The organism is Gleimia hominis (assembly GCF_002871945.2).
Lineage (GTDB): Bacteria > Actinomycetota > Actinomycetes > Actinomycetales > Actinomycetaceae > Gleimia > Gleimia hominis_A.
Window position 1 is genome coordinate 258,202 of the sequence record NZ_CP126963.1, and the last position, 17,878, is coordinate 276,079.

The 17,878-nt window shown below is 56.0% G+C and carries 11 protein-coding genes; 7 read left to right on the forward strand and 4 right to left on the reverse strand.

What is annotated here, in order from left to right; translation table 11 throughout:
- Positions 1–46 precede the first annotated feature (46 nt).
- From CJ187_RS01190 to CJ187_RS09390, 3 genes are read left to right on the forward strand one after another with little or no spacing between them, the layout of a single operon-like run.
- Entirely contained in the window at positions 47–1,993 is a 1,947-nt protein-coding gene (locus tag CJ187_RS01190) for an acyltransferase family protein (RefSeq protein ID WP_102216116.1), read from the forward strand.
- Positions 1,994–2,035: 42 nt separating this feature from the next.
- Complete coding sequence (locus CJ187_RS01195) at positions 2,036–3,391, forward strand: MFS transporter (protein WP_269843572.1); 1,356 nt, start codon at positions 2,036–2,038, stop codon at positions 3,389–3,391.
- Positions 3,392–3,406: 15 nt separating this feature from the next.
- Positions 3,407–4,465, forward strand: coding sequence for a nucleoside hydrolase (locus CJ187_RS09390; protein ID WP_102216115.1), 1,059 nt, complete (start codon positions 3,407–3,409; stop codon positions 4,463–4,465).
- A gap of 157 nt (positions 4,466–4,622) precedes the next feature.
- On the opposite strand, the gene CJ187_RS01200 is transcribed toward CJ187_RS09390, so the two are convergent.
- The 4 genes from CJ187_RS01200 to CJ187_RS01215 all read right to left on the reverse strand — a co-directional run bounded on the left by CJ187_RS01200 (position 4,623) and on the right by CJ187_RS01215 (position 11,136).
- The gene (locus tag CJ187_RS01200; RefSeq protein ID WP_284667708.1) at positions 4,623–7,856 is read right to left on the reverse strand and encodes a glycoside hydrolase family 2 TIM barrel-domain containing protein; all 3,234 of its coding nucleotides are present in this window, start codon (positions 7,854–7,856) and stop codon (positions 4,623–4,625) included.
- Positions 7,857–7,940: 84 nt separating this feature from the next.
- Positions 7,941–8,849, reverse strand: coding sequence for a carbohydrate ABC transporter permease (locus CJ187_RS01205; protein ID WP_102216114.1), 909 nt, complete (start codon positions 8,847–8,849; stop codon positions 7,941–7,943).
- Positions 8,849–9,823 carry a carbohydrate ABC transporter permease gene (locus CJ187_RS01210; protein WP_102216113.1) on the reverse strand — a complete coding sequence of 325 codons (975 nt, stop codon included), beginning with the start codon at positions 9,821–9,823 and terminating at the stop codon, positions 8,849–8,851. The genes CJ187_RS01205 and CJ187_RS01210 overlap by 1 nt, the downstream gene beginning before the upstream one ends.
- Positions 9,824–9,828: 5 nt before the next feature.
- Positions 9,829–11,136, reverse strand: coding sequence for an ABC transporter substrate-binding protein (locus tag CJ187_RS01215; RefSeq protein ID WP_102216112.1), 1,308 nt, complete (start codon positions 11,134–11,136; stop codon positions 9,829–9,831).
- A gap of 131 nt (positions 11,137–11,267) precedes the next feature.
- Here CJ187_RS01215 and CJ187_RS01220 point away from each other — a divergent pair, with 131 nt between their 5' ends.
- From CJ187_RS01220 to CJ187_RS01235, 4 genes are read left to right on the forward strand one after another with little or no spacing between them, the layout of a single operon-like run.
- Complete coding sequence (locus tag CJ187_RS01220) at positions 11,268–12,047, forward strand: DeoR/GlpR family DNA-binding transcription regulator (protein ID WP_102216111.1); 780 nt, start codon at positions 11,268–11,270, stop codon at positions 12,045–12,047.
- Entirely contained in the window at positions 12,044–13,435 is a 1,392-nt protein-coding gene (locus CJ187_RS01225) for a 6-phospho-beta-glucosidase (RefSeq protein WP_102216110.1), read from the forward strand. Before CJ187_RS01220 ends, CJ187_RS01225 begins: the two co-directional genes overlap by 4 nt.
- A complete protein-coding gene (locus CJ187_RS01230; protein ID WP_102216109.1) occupies positions 13,428–16,817 on the forward strand; it encodes an alpha-mannosidase in 3,390 nt (1,129 codons plus the stop codon). Before CJ187_RS01225 ends, CJ187_RS01230 begins: the two co-directional genes overlap by 8 nt.
- Positions 16,814–17,830 carry an alkaline phosphatase family protein gene (locus CJ187_RS01235; RefSeq protein ID WP_102216108.1) on the forward strand — a complete coding sequence of 339 codons (1,017 nt, stop codon included), beginning with the start codon at positions 16,814–16,816 and terminating at the stop codon, positions 17,828–17,830. Before CJ187_RS01230 ends, CJ187_RS01235 begins: the two co-directional genes overlap by 4 nt.
- The last annotated feature ends 48 nt before the right edge of the window (positions 17,831–17,878 follow it).

Below are 17,878 nucleotides of genomic sequence, written 5' to 3' on the forward strand. Positions count from 1 at the left end.
CATATAATTTAGGCTCAGGAACGCAGGCGAGAAAGTTAGGGAAGTTGTGGAATCGGCTAATGTAGCATCCGTAAAGAAGCGCCGAGTTAAGGGCCTTGACGGTTTGCGAACCATTGGTGCGATCGCAGTGCTTGCATACCACTTATCCCCATTTGCTCCCGGAGGTTTCTTGGGGGTCGACGTGTTTTTCGTGCTCTCCGGGTTCCTGATCACCGCGCTGCTCGTTAAGGAGCATCACAGATCGGGTCGCATCAACCTGTGGAGCTTCTGGCTGCGCCGTATCCGGCGTTTGTTGCCGGCGTCCGCGTTGATGGCGGTGGTGACGTTAATTGTTGCGGGCACCTTGAGTATGGACCTGCTTGCAGGGATTCTGCCACAGTTCTTGGGGGTAATTACCTTTTCGTATAACTGGGTGGAGATCGCTCGGGGCGCGTCTTACTTCGACCAGGCGAATCCGCATTTGTGGACTAACGTGTGGTCGCTTGCAGTTGAACAGCAGTTTTACTTACTTTGGCCCGCGATCGTCCTTCTGGTGATTCTTCTGAGGCGGGGCGTACGCTGGGTAGTTCCCACGGTTTTGGGAGCCCTGTCTGCCGGGTGGATGGCGTATTTGATTTCCAATGCGGACGATTTTACGCGCGCTTACCAGGGTAGTGATTCGCACGCGTTTTCCCTCATGGTGGGGGCGGCGTTGGCGTTGGCTACGGCGAATCCGCTGGGGGTGGGCCGGCGTCGGTACCCGTTGGTGCGTGGGGTTGGCGCTTGGCTCGGTTTGATTGGAATCGTGCTGTGCTGCTTGCACATTCCGGATAGTCAGACGTGGGTGTACCCGTGGGGCACGCTGCTGGCGTGTGTTTGCAGTGCCCTGGTTATTCAGGGGGTGCTTGGGCCGATTGATGAGCGCTACCCCGCGAAGCTCCTGGTGGGTTTGTTGGAGTGGAAGCCCATTAAGTGGTTCGGCGTGCGTTCGTATGGGGTGTATTTGTGGCATTGGCCGGTGTGGGTGATTTTGTCGCATGAGTTGCCGCACGTGGATACGCGGATTATTGGTTGCGTTGTGGTGGTTTTGTCTGTTGTGGCTGCGGCTTTGTCTTTCCGGTTTGTTGAGGAGCCGATGCGGCGCGATGGGATTGGCCACACGTTGCGGCGCTGGTTGGGCTCGTCGTGGGCTTTTATGCGGCCTTCGCGTGGATACAAACCCGCGGCAGTGGATTACGTTAAGTTTGTGACCCCACTGGTGGCGGTGATTGCTGTGGTGGGAGCCGTGGTTGGTTTCTTGATTGGGGCGCCAGAAAAAACCTCGGCTGAGTTAGCTGTGCAGAAAGGCCAGCAGGCGGTGCACGGCGATGAGTCGCATGGCGGTAAGCAGGGGAATGAACCTCAGGAAAATGGGAAACCCGGGGCCGGTAAAGACGGTAACGAGCCCGGCGCCGGTAATAGCGATGGTAATAAGGGGGAGTCTGCTGACGGGGAATCTAAGAAGCCCCGTGGGTCTGGGCATGCGCCGCAAGTGGTGGGGAAGAATGTGACGGTGATTGGTGATTCCGTTACGCTCGCGGCCGCACCGGCGTTGCAGCAGGCGCTACCGGATGTGAGTGTGGACGCGGAAGTGTCGCGCGCGATGCCGGCAGGGATTTCTTTGGTTCAGTCTTTAAAGTCTGAGGGTGCGCTGCGGCCTTACGTGGTGTTGTCTTTGGCTACGAATTCCGCGGTGTCGGCCGAGCAGTTAGATCAGTTGTATGAGCTGATTGGGAAGGACCATTATTTGGTGCTGGTAACCGCGTTTGGGCCGGAGCGGACCACGTGGATTGGGCCGAGTAATGACGTGATGCGCAGCTGGGCTGCGGGTAAAGACCGGGTGCAGGTGGCAGACTGGGCGGCTGCTATTGGAGCACATACCGAGAACCTGGCGGGCGACTACGTCCACCCCGATGGTCAAGGCGGGAAATATTATGCGGAAGTAGTGAAAAAAGCGCTGACTTCGTTTAAATAGTAGGGTCAGAGGGGCAATTAGTTACCCCAAGGAGATTCGAGCGTGAAACGGAAAGCAAACAAACAACACCATCACATTGCAGATCTACATTTTGATACAAAGGATGGCCGAAAAAGCTTCTGGTCCACAATAATCTCCATCTGGCTAGGCACCACAATGGAGTACGTAGACTTTGCTCTGTACGGGCTTGCCGCGGGCCTTGTTTTCGGCGACGTATTCTTTCCAGAGCAAACCCCAATAGTCGCCCTTCTTTCCTCGTTCGCCACCTGGGCCGTTGGGTTCATCGCCCGACCAATCGGAGCGATCGTTCTCGGTAAACTCGGTGACACTCACGGGCGCAAAACGATCCTGATCGTAACAGTAGCTTTAATGGGAATCTCCACAACCTCCATTGGTCTGATCCCGAGTTACCACAGTATTGGGTTCTGGGCTCCATTGTTGCTGGTGCTTTGTCGATTAGGACAAGGATTTGGCGCGGGGGCAGAACTATCCGGTGGCGCCGTGATGCTTGCTGAATCAGCGCCCTCGAAACGACGCGGTTTAGTTACTTCTTTAATCGGTGTCGGGTCCAATAGTGGTACCCTGCTTGCTTCCACCGTGTGGCTGCTGGTGCTCTTGCTTCCTCACGACCAAATAATGTCGTGGGGGTGGCGCATTCCATTCTTATGCTCATTCTTGGTCGCCTTGCTAGCACTCTTGCTGCGCAGAACTATGAAAGAAAGCCCAGTTTTCCAAGAGTTTCAAAAAACTAAAGAAAAATGGGTTTCGGAAGCGAAAACTCAAACGGAAACGAATGCCGGTTGGAAGGCCTTCTTTGTAATGATGGGCCTGCGGATTGGTGAAAATGGGCCCTCGTACATTGCGCAAGGTTTCTTGGTGGGGTATGTGGTGAAGGCTCTATCGATTGATAAATCGGTACCAACGACCGCTGTGTTCGTAGCATCTATATTGGGCTTCGTAGTGATCCCACTCTCCGGCTGGTTAACAGACAAGTTTGGACGCAGAATCGTTTACCGCTATTTCTGCCTAGCACTGGTGCTCTACGGTATACCAGCTTTCTACCTGATGGAATCGCGCAACCCTTGGATTGTAGGCACAGTAATAGTGGTGGGAATGTGCATCGCGTCGCTTGGTATCTTCGGTGCACAAGCCGCGTACGGCGTGGAACTCTTTGGAGTTCAACACCGCTACTCAAAGATGGCAGTCGCGAAAGAGCTCGGTTCGATACTCTCTGGTGGAACGGCTCCCATGGTGGCTTCCGCACTGCTCGCCGCCAGCGGATCGTGGATTCCACTTGCTGCTTATTTTGTCGTTATGGCGGGTATCGGCTTGGCAACAACGTTTGTGGCCCCGGAAACGCGTGGGCGCAACCTGTCGCTGATGGATGACGCGATCTAGAGAGACTGCAACACCATGCGCGTAATCATTGATTGTGATCCTGGAAATGGCATTCCAGGGGCAAATGTGGACGATGGGTTGGCTCTAACATACGCACTGGCAGCGAAGGAGCTTGAAGTAGCTGCTATATGGACCGTATTTGGAAACACTTCACCTGAGGAGGGTGCGGCCTCGGCTTCGAAGATAGTCCAAGCATTCGTTCGTAGTTCGAAACAGGACACTCATATTCCCATACGCGTAGGCTCGAGTTCGCCTTTATCAGGTAACGCCCGCGCATTGAGGGCAAAACTAGATGCGCCAAGCCAGGATCCGTCCGTCTGTACACTGTGGGGAATCGATGGTTGCGCCGAACGAAATTGGGATCCACAAACAAACCGCCGTGCTACTGCACTGCAAAACATGGCTGAAGATCTGCTTTGTGCTCGGGAGCCCACAACCCTTGTGTGTATTGGTCCGCTTACGAATATCGCGAGACTGATTACGAATTACCCGCAAGTAGCAGCAAAAATTAAACAAATATCGTTGATGGGTGGCTACTTTAAACAAACTAGTGAGGTCGACACCAATTTTGCGGTTGACCCACGAGCTGCGCAAGTAGTCCTGTCCTCTAAGATTCCTATCTGGATGATCCCACTGGACGTAACGCGCACAACTTGTTTGACCCTACAGGAGTGGCGTGAAATTAAACAGAGTGCGCATGATCTAACAGCTTCGAATTTACGCCCAAGACACGATGAGCGCGTCGACTCGCGTGTACCAGTAGCGGGTCATATTGCAGAAAAAATCTCAAAATGGTTGGAGCCTTGGATACGGTACAGCGCGCAAACACGGCCAGTGGACGGAATGTGGATTCATGACTTGCTAGCGGTAACGCACCTGGTAAATCCGGATGTACTGGGCTGGAGCGCAGAACCTTTAGCGGTAAGCGTGCTCCCGAATGGAAAAACAATAATAAGCCCGACTGGTTGTCCCACAAGGATTGCGAAAAGTGCCGATAACCGACTGCTAGTATCCGACTGGGCACAAACAGTATTCGGATTAAATACTGCGGGCAACAGCCCCGGCTCTTTCTAGATCAAATTATTCTTAGCTGTAAAGATTCAAACGAAGCTTTCTAAACCCAACGTGGGCTTGCCTGCGTTTAACAGGCAAGCCCACTGGTTTATATCACTAGGTCAGCGTCTCCAACTAGTAGGGTGCGACTATTACGGCCCATCTAGTAGTAAGACGGCTACCGCCTGTCGATTCCTTTGAATGAGAACTTGAAGTCCATTGGGCCAGCTGGGATCCGGTACTGCGGCAGAGTTTCCGCACCCCACGAGTTATCACCACCCACACCCCGGCGTGCCAACGCTGGGCGGATATGCGTGTACAACGGCTGCGGTAACTCGTTCGGATGCCGCGCCTGCTCCACCTGGAACGGACCCCACGGCAGCGCCGAGAACTCCATCGGGGTATCGGCCTGCAACCGTACGCCAAACCCGTCCTCAGAAAACACTTCTGCCCAACGCACACCCACGTGGTTACCACACTCCTGCGGACGTAAATAACGCGCAAAACCAGACTGCGTATCAGACTCATACACACCCAAACGAGCGCCCAAACACCGGTCCGAATAAGTCTCATCCGGCCCCGCACCGTAAAAACGGATCTGATCCAAATCCGAATCCACCGTCAGCAACATCCCGAACTCCGGCAAATCCGGTAAAGAACTGTCGCAATCCAAATGCTCATCCACATGCACCGTGCCATCCAAACCAATGCGGTAACACACCGTGCAAGTCGACTCAGTGGGCGGGGTTGGAATCCGATAGTCGTAACTAATCACCACAAACTGCCCATCAACGTGCGCTTCAATGTCCATCGACTGGTCTTCCAAACGCGGCCACGCCGACGCCATCGCCCACACCGCATCGTCAAACGAAGAATGCCACCCTCGCTCATTAGACGTCGGTGCATGCCAAAAATTCGGTTTCGGCGACGTGCGCAGCAACTCCCGCATAGAACCCGGCACCTCACCAAACTTATACGACGTCATCCCCTGCGTAGTCCTAGAGAACAACGCGCTAAAACTCGGGCCCGACACCCCAATATTATGAATACCCGTGATCACCCGCGGAGCCTCACGCACCTCAAGCCCACAGCTGGCAGGTGCGTCGGCACTTACGCTAGTAATACCGTCAGCGGGCTCGGGTGCACGGTTGCTAATAGTAGACACAGCCGCGTCAGTAAGCCCACCAGCACACGCACCGAACGTAGCTGAACGCGAAGTGGGGAACACGGCCTCAAGATTCGCAACCTCAAACCCCGCCTCCGCATACGCAGTATCGGCCTTCAGCAAAAACGAAACATCCACAATGCACTCGCCCGACACGGTAGTTTCAGGCAATGCGAATGGAAGGGGATAACTGCGGGTCTCACCCGGGGAAACAGAAGTATCAACCACCGCGGTCTGCAACGTCGTCCCCTCATCGCGCAAAGTCACCTTACAAATAAACTGCGAACTATTCGTAAAGTTATACAAGTTAGAGACCGTGAACGTATCCCGTTCCACAGACCCCGTCAACTTCTGGTAAACAAACTTAGCTTCCTGCACCGGAGGTTTCGGGCTCCGATCCGCATAAAACAATCCATTGCCGCAAAAGTCCTCATCATTAGGGGCATCGCCATGATCCCCACCGTACGCCATGTACTCGTTGCCATACCGATCCACAGCTAACAACGCTTGATCCGCAAAATCCCAAATGAAACCACCCTGAAAACGCGGCAACGAACGCATCAGATCCGTATACAGGTGCACCGCGCCAAATGAGTTCCCCATGCAGTGCGCAAACTCGGCCAAAATAAACGGTTTATCTGCATTCTCCTCAACAAACTGCGGAACCTTCGCAGCGGGCATATACATGCGGCTATGCACATCACTCGTGTCCGGATAGCGATTATCAATCGACGTACCCTCGTAATGCACCGGCCGGTCATCTACCCGGCGTAGATACTGGCCGACCTCAAAAATATTCTTTCCCCCATACGATTCATTACCGCACGACCACATCACCACGCACGCATGATTCTTATCGCGCTCAAACATGCTCGCCGCCCGGTCCAAAGTCGCGGCCGACCAATCCTCAGAATCCCCCGGAACCGCATGCGAAACCGGAAGCCGGCGGTACTCTAACATGTCGAACAAACCATGCGTTTCCAGGTTCACCTCATCCATCACATAGAACCCATACTCATCCGCCAGCTCGTAGAAGAACGAGTTATTCGGATAGTGGCTCGTGCGAATCGCATTCACCCCCAGGCGCTTCAATGTCACCAAATCCCGCTGCGTCTGCTCCCTGGTGATCGTGCGCCCATCCAAACAGAACTCGTGCCGGTTCACCCCGTGGAACACAATGCGCTCACCGTTGATCTTCAACAAACCGTCTTCAATCCCGAACCGGCGCACTCCGACCCGCAAAGGCACTACCTCAACAGGTTCCCCGGCCCGGTCACGCACCAGAAGCGTGCCTTTGTACAGATGAGGATCTTCCGCGCTCCAAAGCCGTGGGCGCTCCACTTCCAGCTGCAACCGATGGCGCTTACCACGCGCAGGCGTGGCCTCAGTGCTACTCTCTGGATCGTCTGGGGCGGGTTCACCGCTACTTGTGTGCTCGTTTTTGGCGGCCCCACCTACAGGCTTCGCAGAGAATTCCCCCACGCCATCCAGGTGGGCAACCACGCTGCCCTCACCAATTACTTCCACATCCAGGGTTACGGTGGCGCGTGCAAAATCCTCACTCAACCGCGTGGAAAGCGCCAGATCATAAGCGTGGGCACGCGGGTATCTGCGCAAGTTTACGCTGCGGAACAAACCGGAGAACCGGAAGAAATCCTGGTCCTCCAACCACGAACCCGAACACCACTTAAACACCTGCACCGCAACCCGGTTGCCACGCGGCTTAACTAACTCGGTGACGTCGAACTCGGACGGTGAAAACGAATCCTCCGAATACCCCACGTACTGGCCATTCAGCCACACCGCGAGCGCACTCTCGGCCCCCTCAAAAGTAATCGTCACCCGCTCACCGGGCCCTACCTGGCTATCTAAATCAAAATCCTTCACGTAACACGCAGTCGGATTCGACTCGGTAGGTACCTGCGGCGGGTTCACATCAAACAAGCCATCCCACGGATACTGCTTGTTCGTATACTGCGACTGGTCGTAACCCTGCGTTTGAATATGCCCCGGAACCCGAATCGCATCCCACAATGAAGTGTCGAAAGCTGGTTCTGCGAACCCATCCACAACCTCATGCGGATTCTTTGCTAAATGGAACTGCCAAGTACCATCCAGGCACTGAACCAAACTGGAATCACCGCGCTCACACTCCCGCGCGGAAGCGTAGAAAGCGTGGTCAGAATGCGGCCTCATCCTATTTTCAGAAACGAAACGCGGGTTTGCCAGGTTATCAATCGAAAACACGAGGGTCCTTCCGAACTAGAGGGAACTTGCTACGGCCAGAGGAAACCGACGCGTGTCAGAGGGGAACTGGCCAGAAACGTGGCGCTAACCTTTCAAAGCGCCGTCGGTAATACCGGAGATGAACTGGCGGGCACCAATGATGAACACCAAAATCAGGGGGACAACCGCGATCAGTGAAGAAGCCATCAACATGCCGTAATCCGTGCCGTGCGCAGACTTCAACTGGCTCAACGCCACCTGCAGGGTGAGTTTATGCGGATCGTTGAGCACGATCAACGGCCACATAAAGTCGTTCCATGAACCAATGAACGTGAACATCCCCAAGAACGCTAACGCAGGTTTAATGGTGGGCAGGCACACGTGAATGTACTGGCGGAAAAACCCGCACCCATCCAGCCGCGCGGCCTCCAGAAGCTCAGTTGGGATCGCGCTGGTGGCGTACTGGCGCAACCAGAAAATCCCGAACGCGCCCGCGAGGGCTGGGAAAATCAGTGCCTTCAACTGGCTCACCCACCCGAGCTTACTGATCAGCAAGAACTGTGGAATAGTAGCCAGCTGAGCGGGCAGCAGGAACGTGGCCATGATGATGCCAAACAGGAAGTTCCGCCCCGGGAACCGGTATTTCGCGAACGCGAACGCGGTGATGGAAGAGATGAACAAACCCAGGAACGTCACGGTTAACGCCACGAACGTGGTGTTGAGCATCGCGCCCCAAATGTTGACCCTAGACATCACCGTCCCGAAGTTCTCCAAGAACTTCTCGCCCGGCAAAACCACGGGTGGGAACTTGAAAATCACCGACGACGGGTGCGTGGACAGCACTATCATCCAGTAGAACGGGAACAGTGATATTAACGCGCCCAGAATCAAAAACCCGTGGCGGGCAATAACTGAAGGGCGGGGTGGTTTGCGGCGCAAAGCGATTTCGCGTTCCGGCTGCCCATCGCGTGCCTTGACTTTAAAAATCTTAGGTTTACGGGTCAAAAGAGCCATTACCGCACCTTATCCTTACGTTCCTTAGTGATAAGCCAGTTAATAAACGAGAAGAACATGACGATCACAAACACACCCCATGCGATCGCCGCACCGTACCCGTACCGGTTTTCTTGGAAAGCAACCGAGAAGAAGTACAGCACCATCGTCAAACCTGAGTTCCCCACACCACCAGCAGAGGCAGCGCCCGAAGAGGTAGAAGAAGTTAGCACCTGCGCTTCCGTGAAGCTTTGCAGCGAACCAATAGTCGACATGAGGGTGATGAACAAAACGATGGGCCGCAACTGGGGGAGCGTGATGCGGAAGAATGTTTGCCAACCGTTCGCGCCATCGAGTGCGGCCTGTTCATACTGCGTTTTATCAATCGCCTGCAACCCCGCCAGAATCAGCAGGGCGTTATAACCCACGAACGCCCACGTGGTGAGTGCAGAAATTGCGATCTTAATGCCCCACTCGCTTTGCAACCAGGGGATGTTCGACATCCCCAGCGTGCGCACAAACGCATTCGCTAAACCAAACTGGCTAGAGAAGATTGAACTGAAAAGAATCCCCATCGCCACCATAGAGGTGATGTTGGGAATCAAATAAATAACCCGATACGTGGTGGAAAACCGGATCACCGAGTTGAGCATCAACGCCAAAATCGTGGCGAACGTCAACGTTGGGACCGTACCCATAACCCACAGTATCAACGTGTTGGCTAATGACTTGTAGAACAGGGGGTCGGAGACTAGGTACTTGAAGTTGGTTAACCCAACAAAGTGAATCTCACCTAGCCCCGACCAGTCTGTAAACGCCAACACCATCGTAAAAATAATGGGCATGGCGCCGAATACGGTGAAAAAGAAGAAGTAGGGAGAGACGGCTATGTATTGTGGTATCGCCTTAATCCATCTGGCTCGCTTCCGTTTTTTAGCTCTTTCATCGTATTCAGCTGTTGTGCCCTGTTTTTTACGTAATCGAGGCGATGCCATACCGTTTACCTAACCTTTAAACCAACTTGCTCGGCCATACGCTTCGACGCGGTAACCGCATCTTTCCACGCTTGGTCGCGATCTTTACCGGAAGATTCCACGTTCTCCAGTTCCGCCGTGAACGGTGCAGACACGGTGTCTGAGTGCGCGTGTTTGAAAACAGGTTTCACCTCTTTCGCCGCGTCGCCGAACACTTCCGCTGCTTTCTGGCCGCCCAAGAACTCAACTGGGCCCGACACTTCCTCCATCTCGTATGAGGCGGGGGTGGAGGGGAAGTTCCCTTTATCTTGGTATTCGTAAGCCTGGTTCTTCGGGTTCAAAATGAACTTAATCAGTTCAAATGAGGCCTTCGGATCGTCCACGCCCTTCGGGATCGTGAGGAACGAACCACCGTTGTTAGTGGGGCTGCCCGGGTGCTTGCACACGCGCCACTTACCCTTTGTCTCTGGCGCGTCCACCTGCAGGTCCGCGAGGTGCCAGGAGGCCCCGAAGTCTGCGGGGAGCCGGCCATCGTTCACAGCTGCCGCTGTGTCTGCCGTGTCTGCCTGCAGTTTCGCAACAATCCCCGCGTCTAGGGCCTTCAAGCTCTCGTCCCAAGCGTGGCGTACGTGCTCCTGGTCGCCAATGTAGTTGTCATCCTCGTCGATGAAGTCTTTACCAGACTGCGCCCGGATGGTGCCGAACATGCCCGAGCAGTTACGGATCAAGAACGTGTTCTCTCGCTTGCTCTTCAGTTCTTTGCCCAGTTCAATGAACGCGTCCCACTCGTGGATTGCCTTCGCCAGCTCATCGGGCTCTGACGGCAGACCCGCTTCTTCCATCACGTCGTTACGATAGAACAAGACGGTGGGGCCAATGTCGATTGGGATCCCGATTTGCTTACCGTCGTGCGTGGTGGCCTCATCCCATTTCCACTCGAGGTACTGGTCTTTGATGTCTTTGGCACCGAGCTCGTTTAGGTCTTCGAAGTACTTATCTTGGGTTAGGAAGAAGGGGAGGTCTTGGCCCTTAACCCCAGTGATATCGGGAAGTCCCGACGCAGCGGTGAATGCTGTGGTTAGTTTCTGTTTGAAGTCCCCACCAATAACGTTTTGGCTCAGGTCATACTGTTTTAGATTTGTCTTAACTTCCTCCAGCAGCTTCTCACCAAAACCCTCTGGCCATGTCCACAGGGTCATTTTCTTAGTTTCGCCGTCGCCGCCTTTTTTAGATCCAGATGAGGCCTCGGTTGAACAACCGTTTAAACCTACTAGTCCAAATAGGCCTAGCCCCAATACGCCCGATTTCAACAACGATCGTCGTGTTAACTGCATCCTTAACTCCTTTATGAAAAGAAACCTCGAGTGAAGGTGTTCGTGATGTTTACCACGTCATTTGGAGAGTAACACGGTTTGCTCATTTATGGAACCATTTGAACGTATTGCTCGAAAATGAACGATTGTCCATGTATTATGTTTATATGCTTAAAGTGGAGCGCCAGGCAGCAATCGTTGATTTACTGCGGGTAAAGGGTAGTTTGTCGGTTTCCCAAATTGTGAATGAGCTCGAGGTGAGCCCCTCGACGGCCCGCCGTGACTTGATTGACTTGCAGGAATCTGGGCGAGTTGGGCGCACTTGGGGTGGGGCCAGATTAATTGACCAGGTCGACGACCCTTTTGAGGAAGCGCTAGAACGGCAAACCGCAGCTAAACAATCGATCGGAACAGCGGCGGCAGAATTGGTGCCCGATGGTGCGGCCGTGTACATCGACGTGGGCACCACTTGTTATAACGTGGCTGCATCATTGGTGCGCCGCAACGTCGTTGTAGTAACCGCCTCGCTTCCAACATTTGAGATGCTCCGCAAACAATCTCGCCCAGACCGCCCCCGCATCTGCCTGGTGGGCGGGGAATGGTCCGAACGCTACATGTGCTTTTCCGGTAACGACGTCGTATCCGTACTAGAGCGCCGCTCCATCGATATCGCGTTCATCGGCTGCTCCGGCATCGACCAGGGTGGGCGGGTGCGCGACAACTCGTCCTCACAAACCACTATTAAACAAGCAGTCCTCGCCGCGTCGGCACGCAGCTACGTACTGGCGGACGCACGCAAATTTCCAGGGAAAGGAGCTTATATCCCATTCGCAGTTTCTGATACTGCGGGCATCATCACCGACGTCGACGTTCTTCCCCCAACTGTTAAAGAACTGCGCGTCAAGAACAGAATTGAGGTTATTAACGTATGATTTTGACGATTCTGGGCGGCGGGGGCTTCCGCGTACCTCTGGTCTATCAAGCGATCTTAAAAGACACCTCGGACGAGCGCGTTACTGAACTGCGCCTGTACGATATTGACGAATCTCGACTCCAAACCATCTACCGCGTCCTCATTGAACTGAACGAAACCGCTGACTACCACCCGCGTATCGTGGCCACGACGGACCTGGTTGAAGCGATCGCGGGCGCGGACTTCATCTTCTCTGCAATCCGCGTGGGTGGCACCCAGGGGCGGGCATTGGACGAAGTCATTTCCCTTAAACACGGCGTTATCGGCCAAGAAACCGTTGGGGCAGGGGGGATTTCGTACGCGCTTCGGGGGATTCCTGAGGTCGTGGCAATCGCTTTACAGGTTAAGAAACACGCTCCGAACGCGTGGGTCATCAACTTCACGAACCCCGCGGGCATCATGTCCGAAGTGATGCAGCGCTACATCCCCGGCCGTGTCGTCGGAATCTGCGACTCCCCGGTGGGGCTAGCCCGCCGGATCCTCACCGCTTTGCAACGCGCCCAACTGCTTCCGCAGGACCTGTCTACCAACGTTCCTGGCAACAAACGCGTGCACGTGGAATACGCGGGGCTCAACCACCTCGGGTGGATCACAAAACTCCTGGTGGATGGGCAAGACGTTATCCCCGTGTTACTGCAACGCCCAGACCTCATTGAATCCTTCGAAGAAGGCCGGCTATTCGGCGCGAACCTGGTGCAAAGCCTGGGGAGTGTACCCAACGAATACCTGCACTACTACTATTACCCGCGCGAGAACCTCCAGACCGATCAAAAATCGGACCACACGCGCGGCCGGTACCTGGAAGAGCAACAAAACCGGTTCTACACGCAAGCCGAATCAACCGAGACCGGCGTGTTTGACCTGTGGGAACGCACCCGGCTTGAGCGCGAACAAACGTACATGGCGACGAACCGGGAAGCAACCGGTAACTTTGAACGCGACACGCAAGATTTGGAAAGCGGGGGGTACGACAAAATAGCGCTCGCGATCATGCATGCGATCGCGAATGACGTGCCGGCAGAACTGATCCTTAACGTTGCGAACCAAGGGGTTATTAAAGAACTGGATGATTCCGCGGTTGTGGAAATCCCCTGCCGGGTGGATGGGCGCGGAATCCACCTGCCCGAAACCGCTTACCTACCAGACCACGCGCGCGGCCTAGTGGTGAACGCGAAGTACGTGGAGCGGGAAACGATTCTGGCGGCGCTGGACCACTCGCGTTCCGACGCGATCTTGGCGCTTGCACACCACCCCCTGGTGGATTCCTTTAACGTCGCCACGCAGCTGTTAGACGACCTAGTGGCCCACTTCGAAGCCCTGCAACCGTTAGGAAAACACGATGTTTGATGATCGCAACCTGGTGGAAGAGCGCATATCCGACCTTGTGGAACGGCTGGAACGCGCATCGACCCGGACAGTGACCACCGCTACCGCGGGCGCGTGGCGGGCACCGGGAGAACCGGTTGATTTCCACACCGCCACCGCGCAAACTTACGAACCGTTTGCGGCGGGCACGCCCTGGGGGCCGGCGTGGAGCACCTGGTGGTTTGAGATTCGCGGTCAGGTACCTGCCGAGTATCTGCACGCGGACCTGGAGTTGAAAATCGATTTAGGGTTTGAGGGTGACTGGCCGGGCAACCAGTCCGAAGGCATGGTCTACACCCGGCAAGGCACCCCGTTAAAGGCGATTAACCCGATGAACAACGAGGTGGCGCTAAACCACGGCCACTTCGCCAGCCAACCTGACACGCAGATTCTGGACGGGGAAGGCCGCTTTCACGTGTTCGTTGAGGCCGGATGCAACCCGAACATGGGTGGGTTCATGAACCACCCCTCTGCGCAGGGGGATTTGCGTACCCGCACGGAGGAGAACCTGTGGGTTTTTAAGGGCGCGGAAGTTATTGTGCGTGACCGGGACGTGTGGGGATTGCAGCTCGACATGGAGGTTCTGAACGGCCTCATGCTAGAACTCCCGGCGGATTCCACGCGGCGTGCGGTGATTTTGCGGCAACTGGAGCGGGCTGCGAACACGCTCGAAGCTGGGCCCCTGGAACGAACGGCGGACGAAGCGCGGCAGGTGTTGGCGCCGGTAATTGATTCTGGGGTTGGCGGTTCGGCGCAGCAAATGACTGCGGTGGGGCACGCGCATATTGACTCGGCGTGGTTGTGGCCAATCCGCGAGACGCGGCGCAAAGTGGTGCGCACCTACTCGAATGTGACGGCGCTGGCGCAGCAGTATCCAGACATGCGTTTTGCCTGCACCTCCGCGCAGCACTACGAATGGTTGCGACAGGATAGTCCCGAGGTGTACGCGCGAGTTAAGGAAATGGTTGCGCGCGGGCAGTGGGAAGTGGTGGGTGGCATGTGGGTTGAACCCGACGCCAACCTGCCCAGCGGGGAAGCGCTGGTGCGGCAGTTGACAGTGGGGTTGAAGTGGTTCCAAGACCACCTGGGAGTGCGGCCACGCTGCTTGTGGCTCCCCGACTCGTTTGGTTATAACGGTGCGTTGCCGCAGATTGCCAAGCTTGCGGGCATGCAGTACTTCTTCACCCAAAAGCTGAACTGGAACCAGACCAACACGATGCCGCACCACACGTTCTGGTGGGAAGGCATTGATGGCACGCGTATTTTTACGCACTTCCCACCCGTGGACTGCTACGACTCAATCGTTAGCCCCAAAGAAGTGCGGTTCGCAGAAAAGAACTTCAAAGAAAAAGGCCTCACCCCTTATTCACTTCTGCCGTACGGGTACGGAGATGGTGGAGGCGGCCCCACCCGGGAGATGGTTGAGCGGGTGCGTCGACTATCGAACTGTGAGGGGGCGCCCGCAGTGCGATCCGGTGGGGTGGAGGAGTTCTTTGACCGCGCCCGCGCGGACTATCCGGATGCACCCGTGTGGTCGGGCGAAATGTACTTGGAGTTCCACCGCGGCGTATACACTTCCGCGCATCGCTTGAAGCAGGGGAACCGACGGGTTGAAGCCGCCATGTTTGAGCTCGAATGGTTAGCCACTGCGGTGAGCCAGCTGGGGAACACTGCCGATTCACGCAGGTACCCTCATGCGGAATTAACGCAGCTATGGCAACGAATGCTGCTGCTTCAGTTCCACGACATTTTGCCCGGAACGGGAATCGCGTGGGTAAATCAGGACGCGCAGGCGGAATACGCGCAGCTAGCAGATGATATTGAGGGCATGCGCGGCAAACTAATACGGCAACTGGACCACGCCTCGCAAACGCAGGCGGAAGAATCTACGGCTGACGCGCAAGAGCAGGCGGAAGAAAAGGCTGAGAGCGATAAGGCGCAGCCAAAGGATCCTGCGACTGAAACTGGCGCAAAGATTGGGGTGGGGGAGCATAAAGCGCTCACGGTGTTGAACGCCGCGCCCATTGATCGCACAGAAGTGATCGAGGCTGCGGGTGAGCTAGCGCTGGTGAATGTGCCCAGCATGAGCAGGACCCCGCTAGAAGAAGCGGTGTGCAAGCCAGAAAACACGGTTACGCTAGAAAAAACTGTCACGCGCGATAAACGCGAGCGGGCCGGTTCCGAAGTGGGTAAGCAAACCCGAGCGGCTAAACAAACCGAACCCTCTGAACAAGTCGACCTTGCTGAGCAAGCGGACGCCGAAGCAGAGGCCGGGTACGTGCTCGACAACGGTAAGATCCGCGTGACCATAAGTGCGGATGGGCTAATCACTCAGATACGCGACCTGGTGGCCGAACGGGAGGTACTGGCCACAGGGGCAGCGGCGAACCTGCTGCGCCTACACCCGGACAACCCCAGTTGCTTCGACGCGTGGGAATTGCAGCACCACTACCGTGCCAACCACCAAGACGTCACCGCAGTGGAATCAATCGAAACACATGCGGAACCTTTGCGCGGCACCGTTAGGGTTACCCGCCGGCACGGCGACTCCACGTTTGTGCAGACAATCAGTTTGGATGCGGATGCCACTCACGTTGATTTCGCGTTGGACGTCGACTGGCACGAGCGGGCTAAAGTGCTGAAAGTACTATTCCCACTAGACATCGCCGCCACCGACGTGAAAGATGAGATCCCATTCGGATGGATCAGCCGCCCAATGCAGACGAACACGCCGTGGGATTTCGCGCGGTTCGAAACCAGTGGACAGCGCTGGATGCTTCTGGATGAACCCGGATACGCAGTGGCGCTCGCCAACGACTCCACGTACGGCCACGACGTCCACCCCCTAACCACGGCCGGTGCTCGGCGGGCTGGGGTGCGCGTGGGGCTTACCGCGTTGCGCTCGGCTCAAGCGCCGGACCCGCATGTGGACGAGGGGCAGCAAAGCCTGCGTTACCGCCTGCAAGTGGGCTCTGACGTGCGAAAGGCAACTGAACTCGGCATCGGCTTAAACCAGCCGATCCGAACCCGCACCGCGAAAGTAAACGCAACGTCGCTGGCGTCGCTAACCACTGCGGCCACGCATGCGCACGCGGTGATTGACTCAGTTAAACGCGCGGACGACGAATCTGGCGACCTGATTGTCCGCCTGCACGAAAATGCAGGCGTGGGCAGCGAAGTCGCCTTGACCCTGGGGGTACCAGCCGCAAACCTGCGGGAAGTAGACCTGTGCGAAGACCCACTGGCAGCTGACAGTGAGCTCGCATCCACACAGCAACTTCCAACCGAACTGCGGGCCGGGCAGCCGCTCACCCTCAAACTACGACCTTTCCAAATCTTGACCCTAAGGATGGTGACCCGATGAAACTGCTTTTAATCTGTCTTGATGGCGTGCGTGCAGACTACGCGCTGCCGGACTTTATGGAAGAAAACCCGCTTTTTAAAACCCCAGACCACCCTGCGGACCCGCGTTTTTCCAGTGGCGGCAAAGACCACACGCTCCCACCGCAAGAGCGGCCTAAAAACCTGGCGCGCACCCTGAATCGGCTCGGTCGGGGCGATGAGCATTCCGAAGGCAAAGTGATTCCCATGTGGATGACTCCACCCACGGATTCCGGGCCCGGTTGGTCCACGATCATCACCGGGGCAACGCATGAGGAATGCAACGTGTGGTGGAATGAGTTCGTTGGCCACGAGCTAGCGAAAACCCCCGATATTCTTTCGCGCGTTTTCTTCGCCAACCCGAAAGCCCGTACTTTGGCGGCATGCACGTGGGATGCGTTCACCGTCGGATCTGGGCCTGGACCCATGATTCACCAGCGCGTGGACCAGCAGCGAACGGGCCAGCACAAAGTGTTCCACCCGGACGTTTCAAACGGCGTGCCAGCTGCGGACGCGTCCGTTATCCAGTGGGCCACTTGGCATTTATTGCATGAGGGCCCAGACGCGGCCGTGGTCTATCTGGAGGGCGTGGACGCGGCGGGGCATGCGCACGGCGCGGAGTCTGAACAGTACCGCGACGCCATCTCTCAGGTGGATGAGTGGGTGCGATACCTCATTAAAGCCGTTGCGGAACGCTACGAGCAGTTGGGCGAAGAATGGCTGGTGGCAGTCACCACGGACCACGGGCACAAGCCGGAAGGTGGGCACGGTGAAGATGAAGTGGAGGTGCGCCGCAGCTTCCTCATCACCCACATGATTGGCGGCCAGCTTCCGCAAGTTATTCGCGATAAAGAGGTTCTTCATTCCCATGAGGTCATGTGGTTGCTCCTCGACGCGATGGGTGTTAAAAGCGGTAGTTATGACGCCCCAGGGGTAGGCGAGCTACAGGATATTGAAACCGTGGGCCCCACCCGGAACCTCGACTTCGAATGGTGAACGAACGCAGCCCGCGCCACCTATACGAATGGTGAACTAACGCGGCTG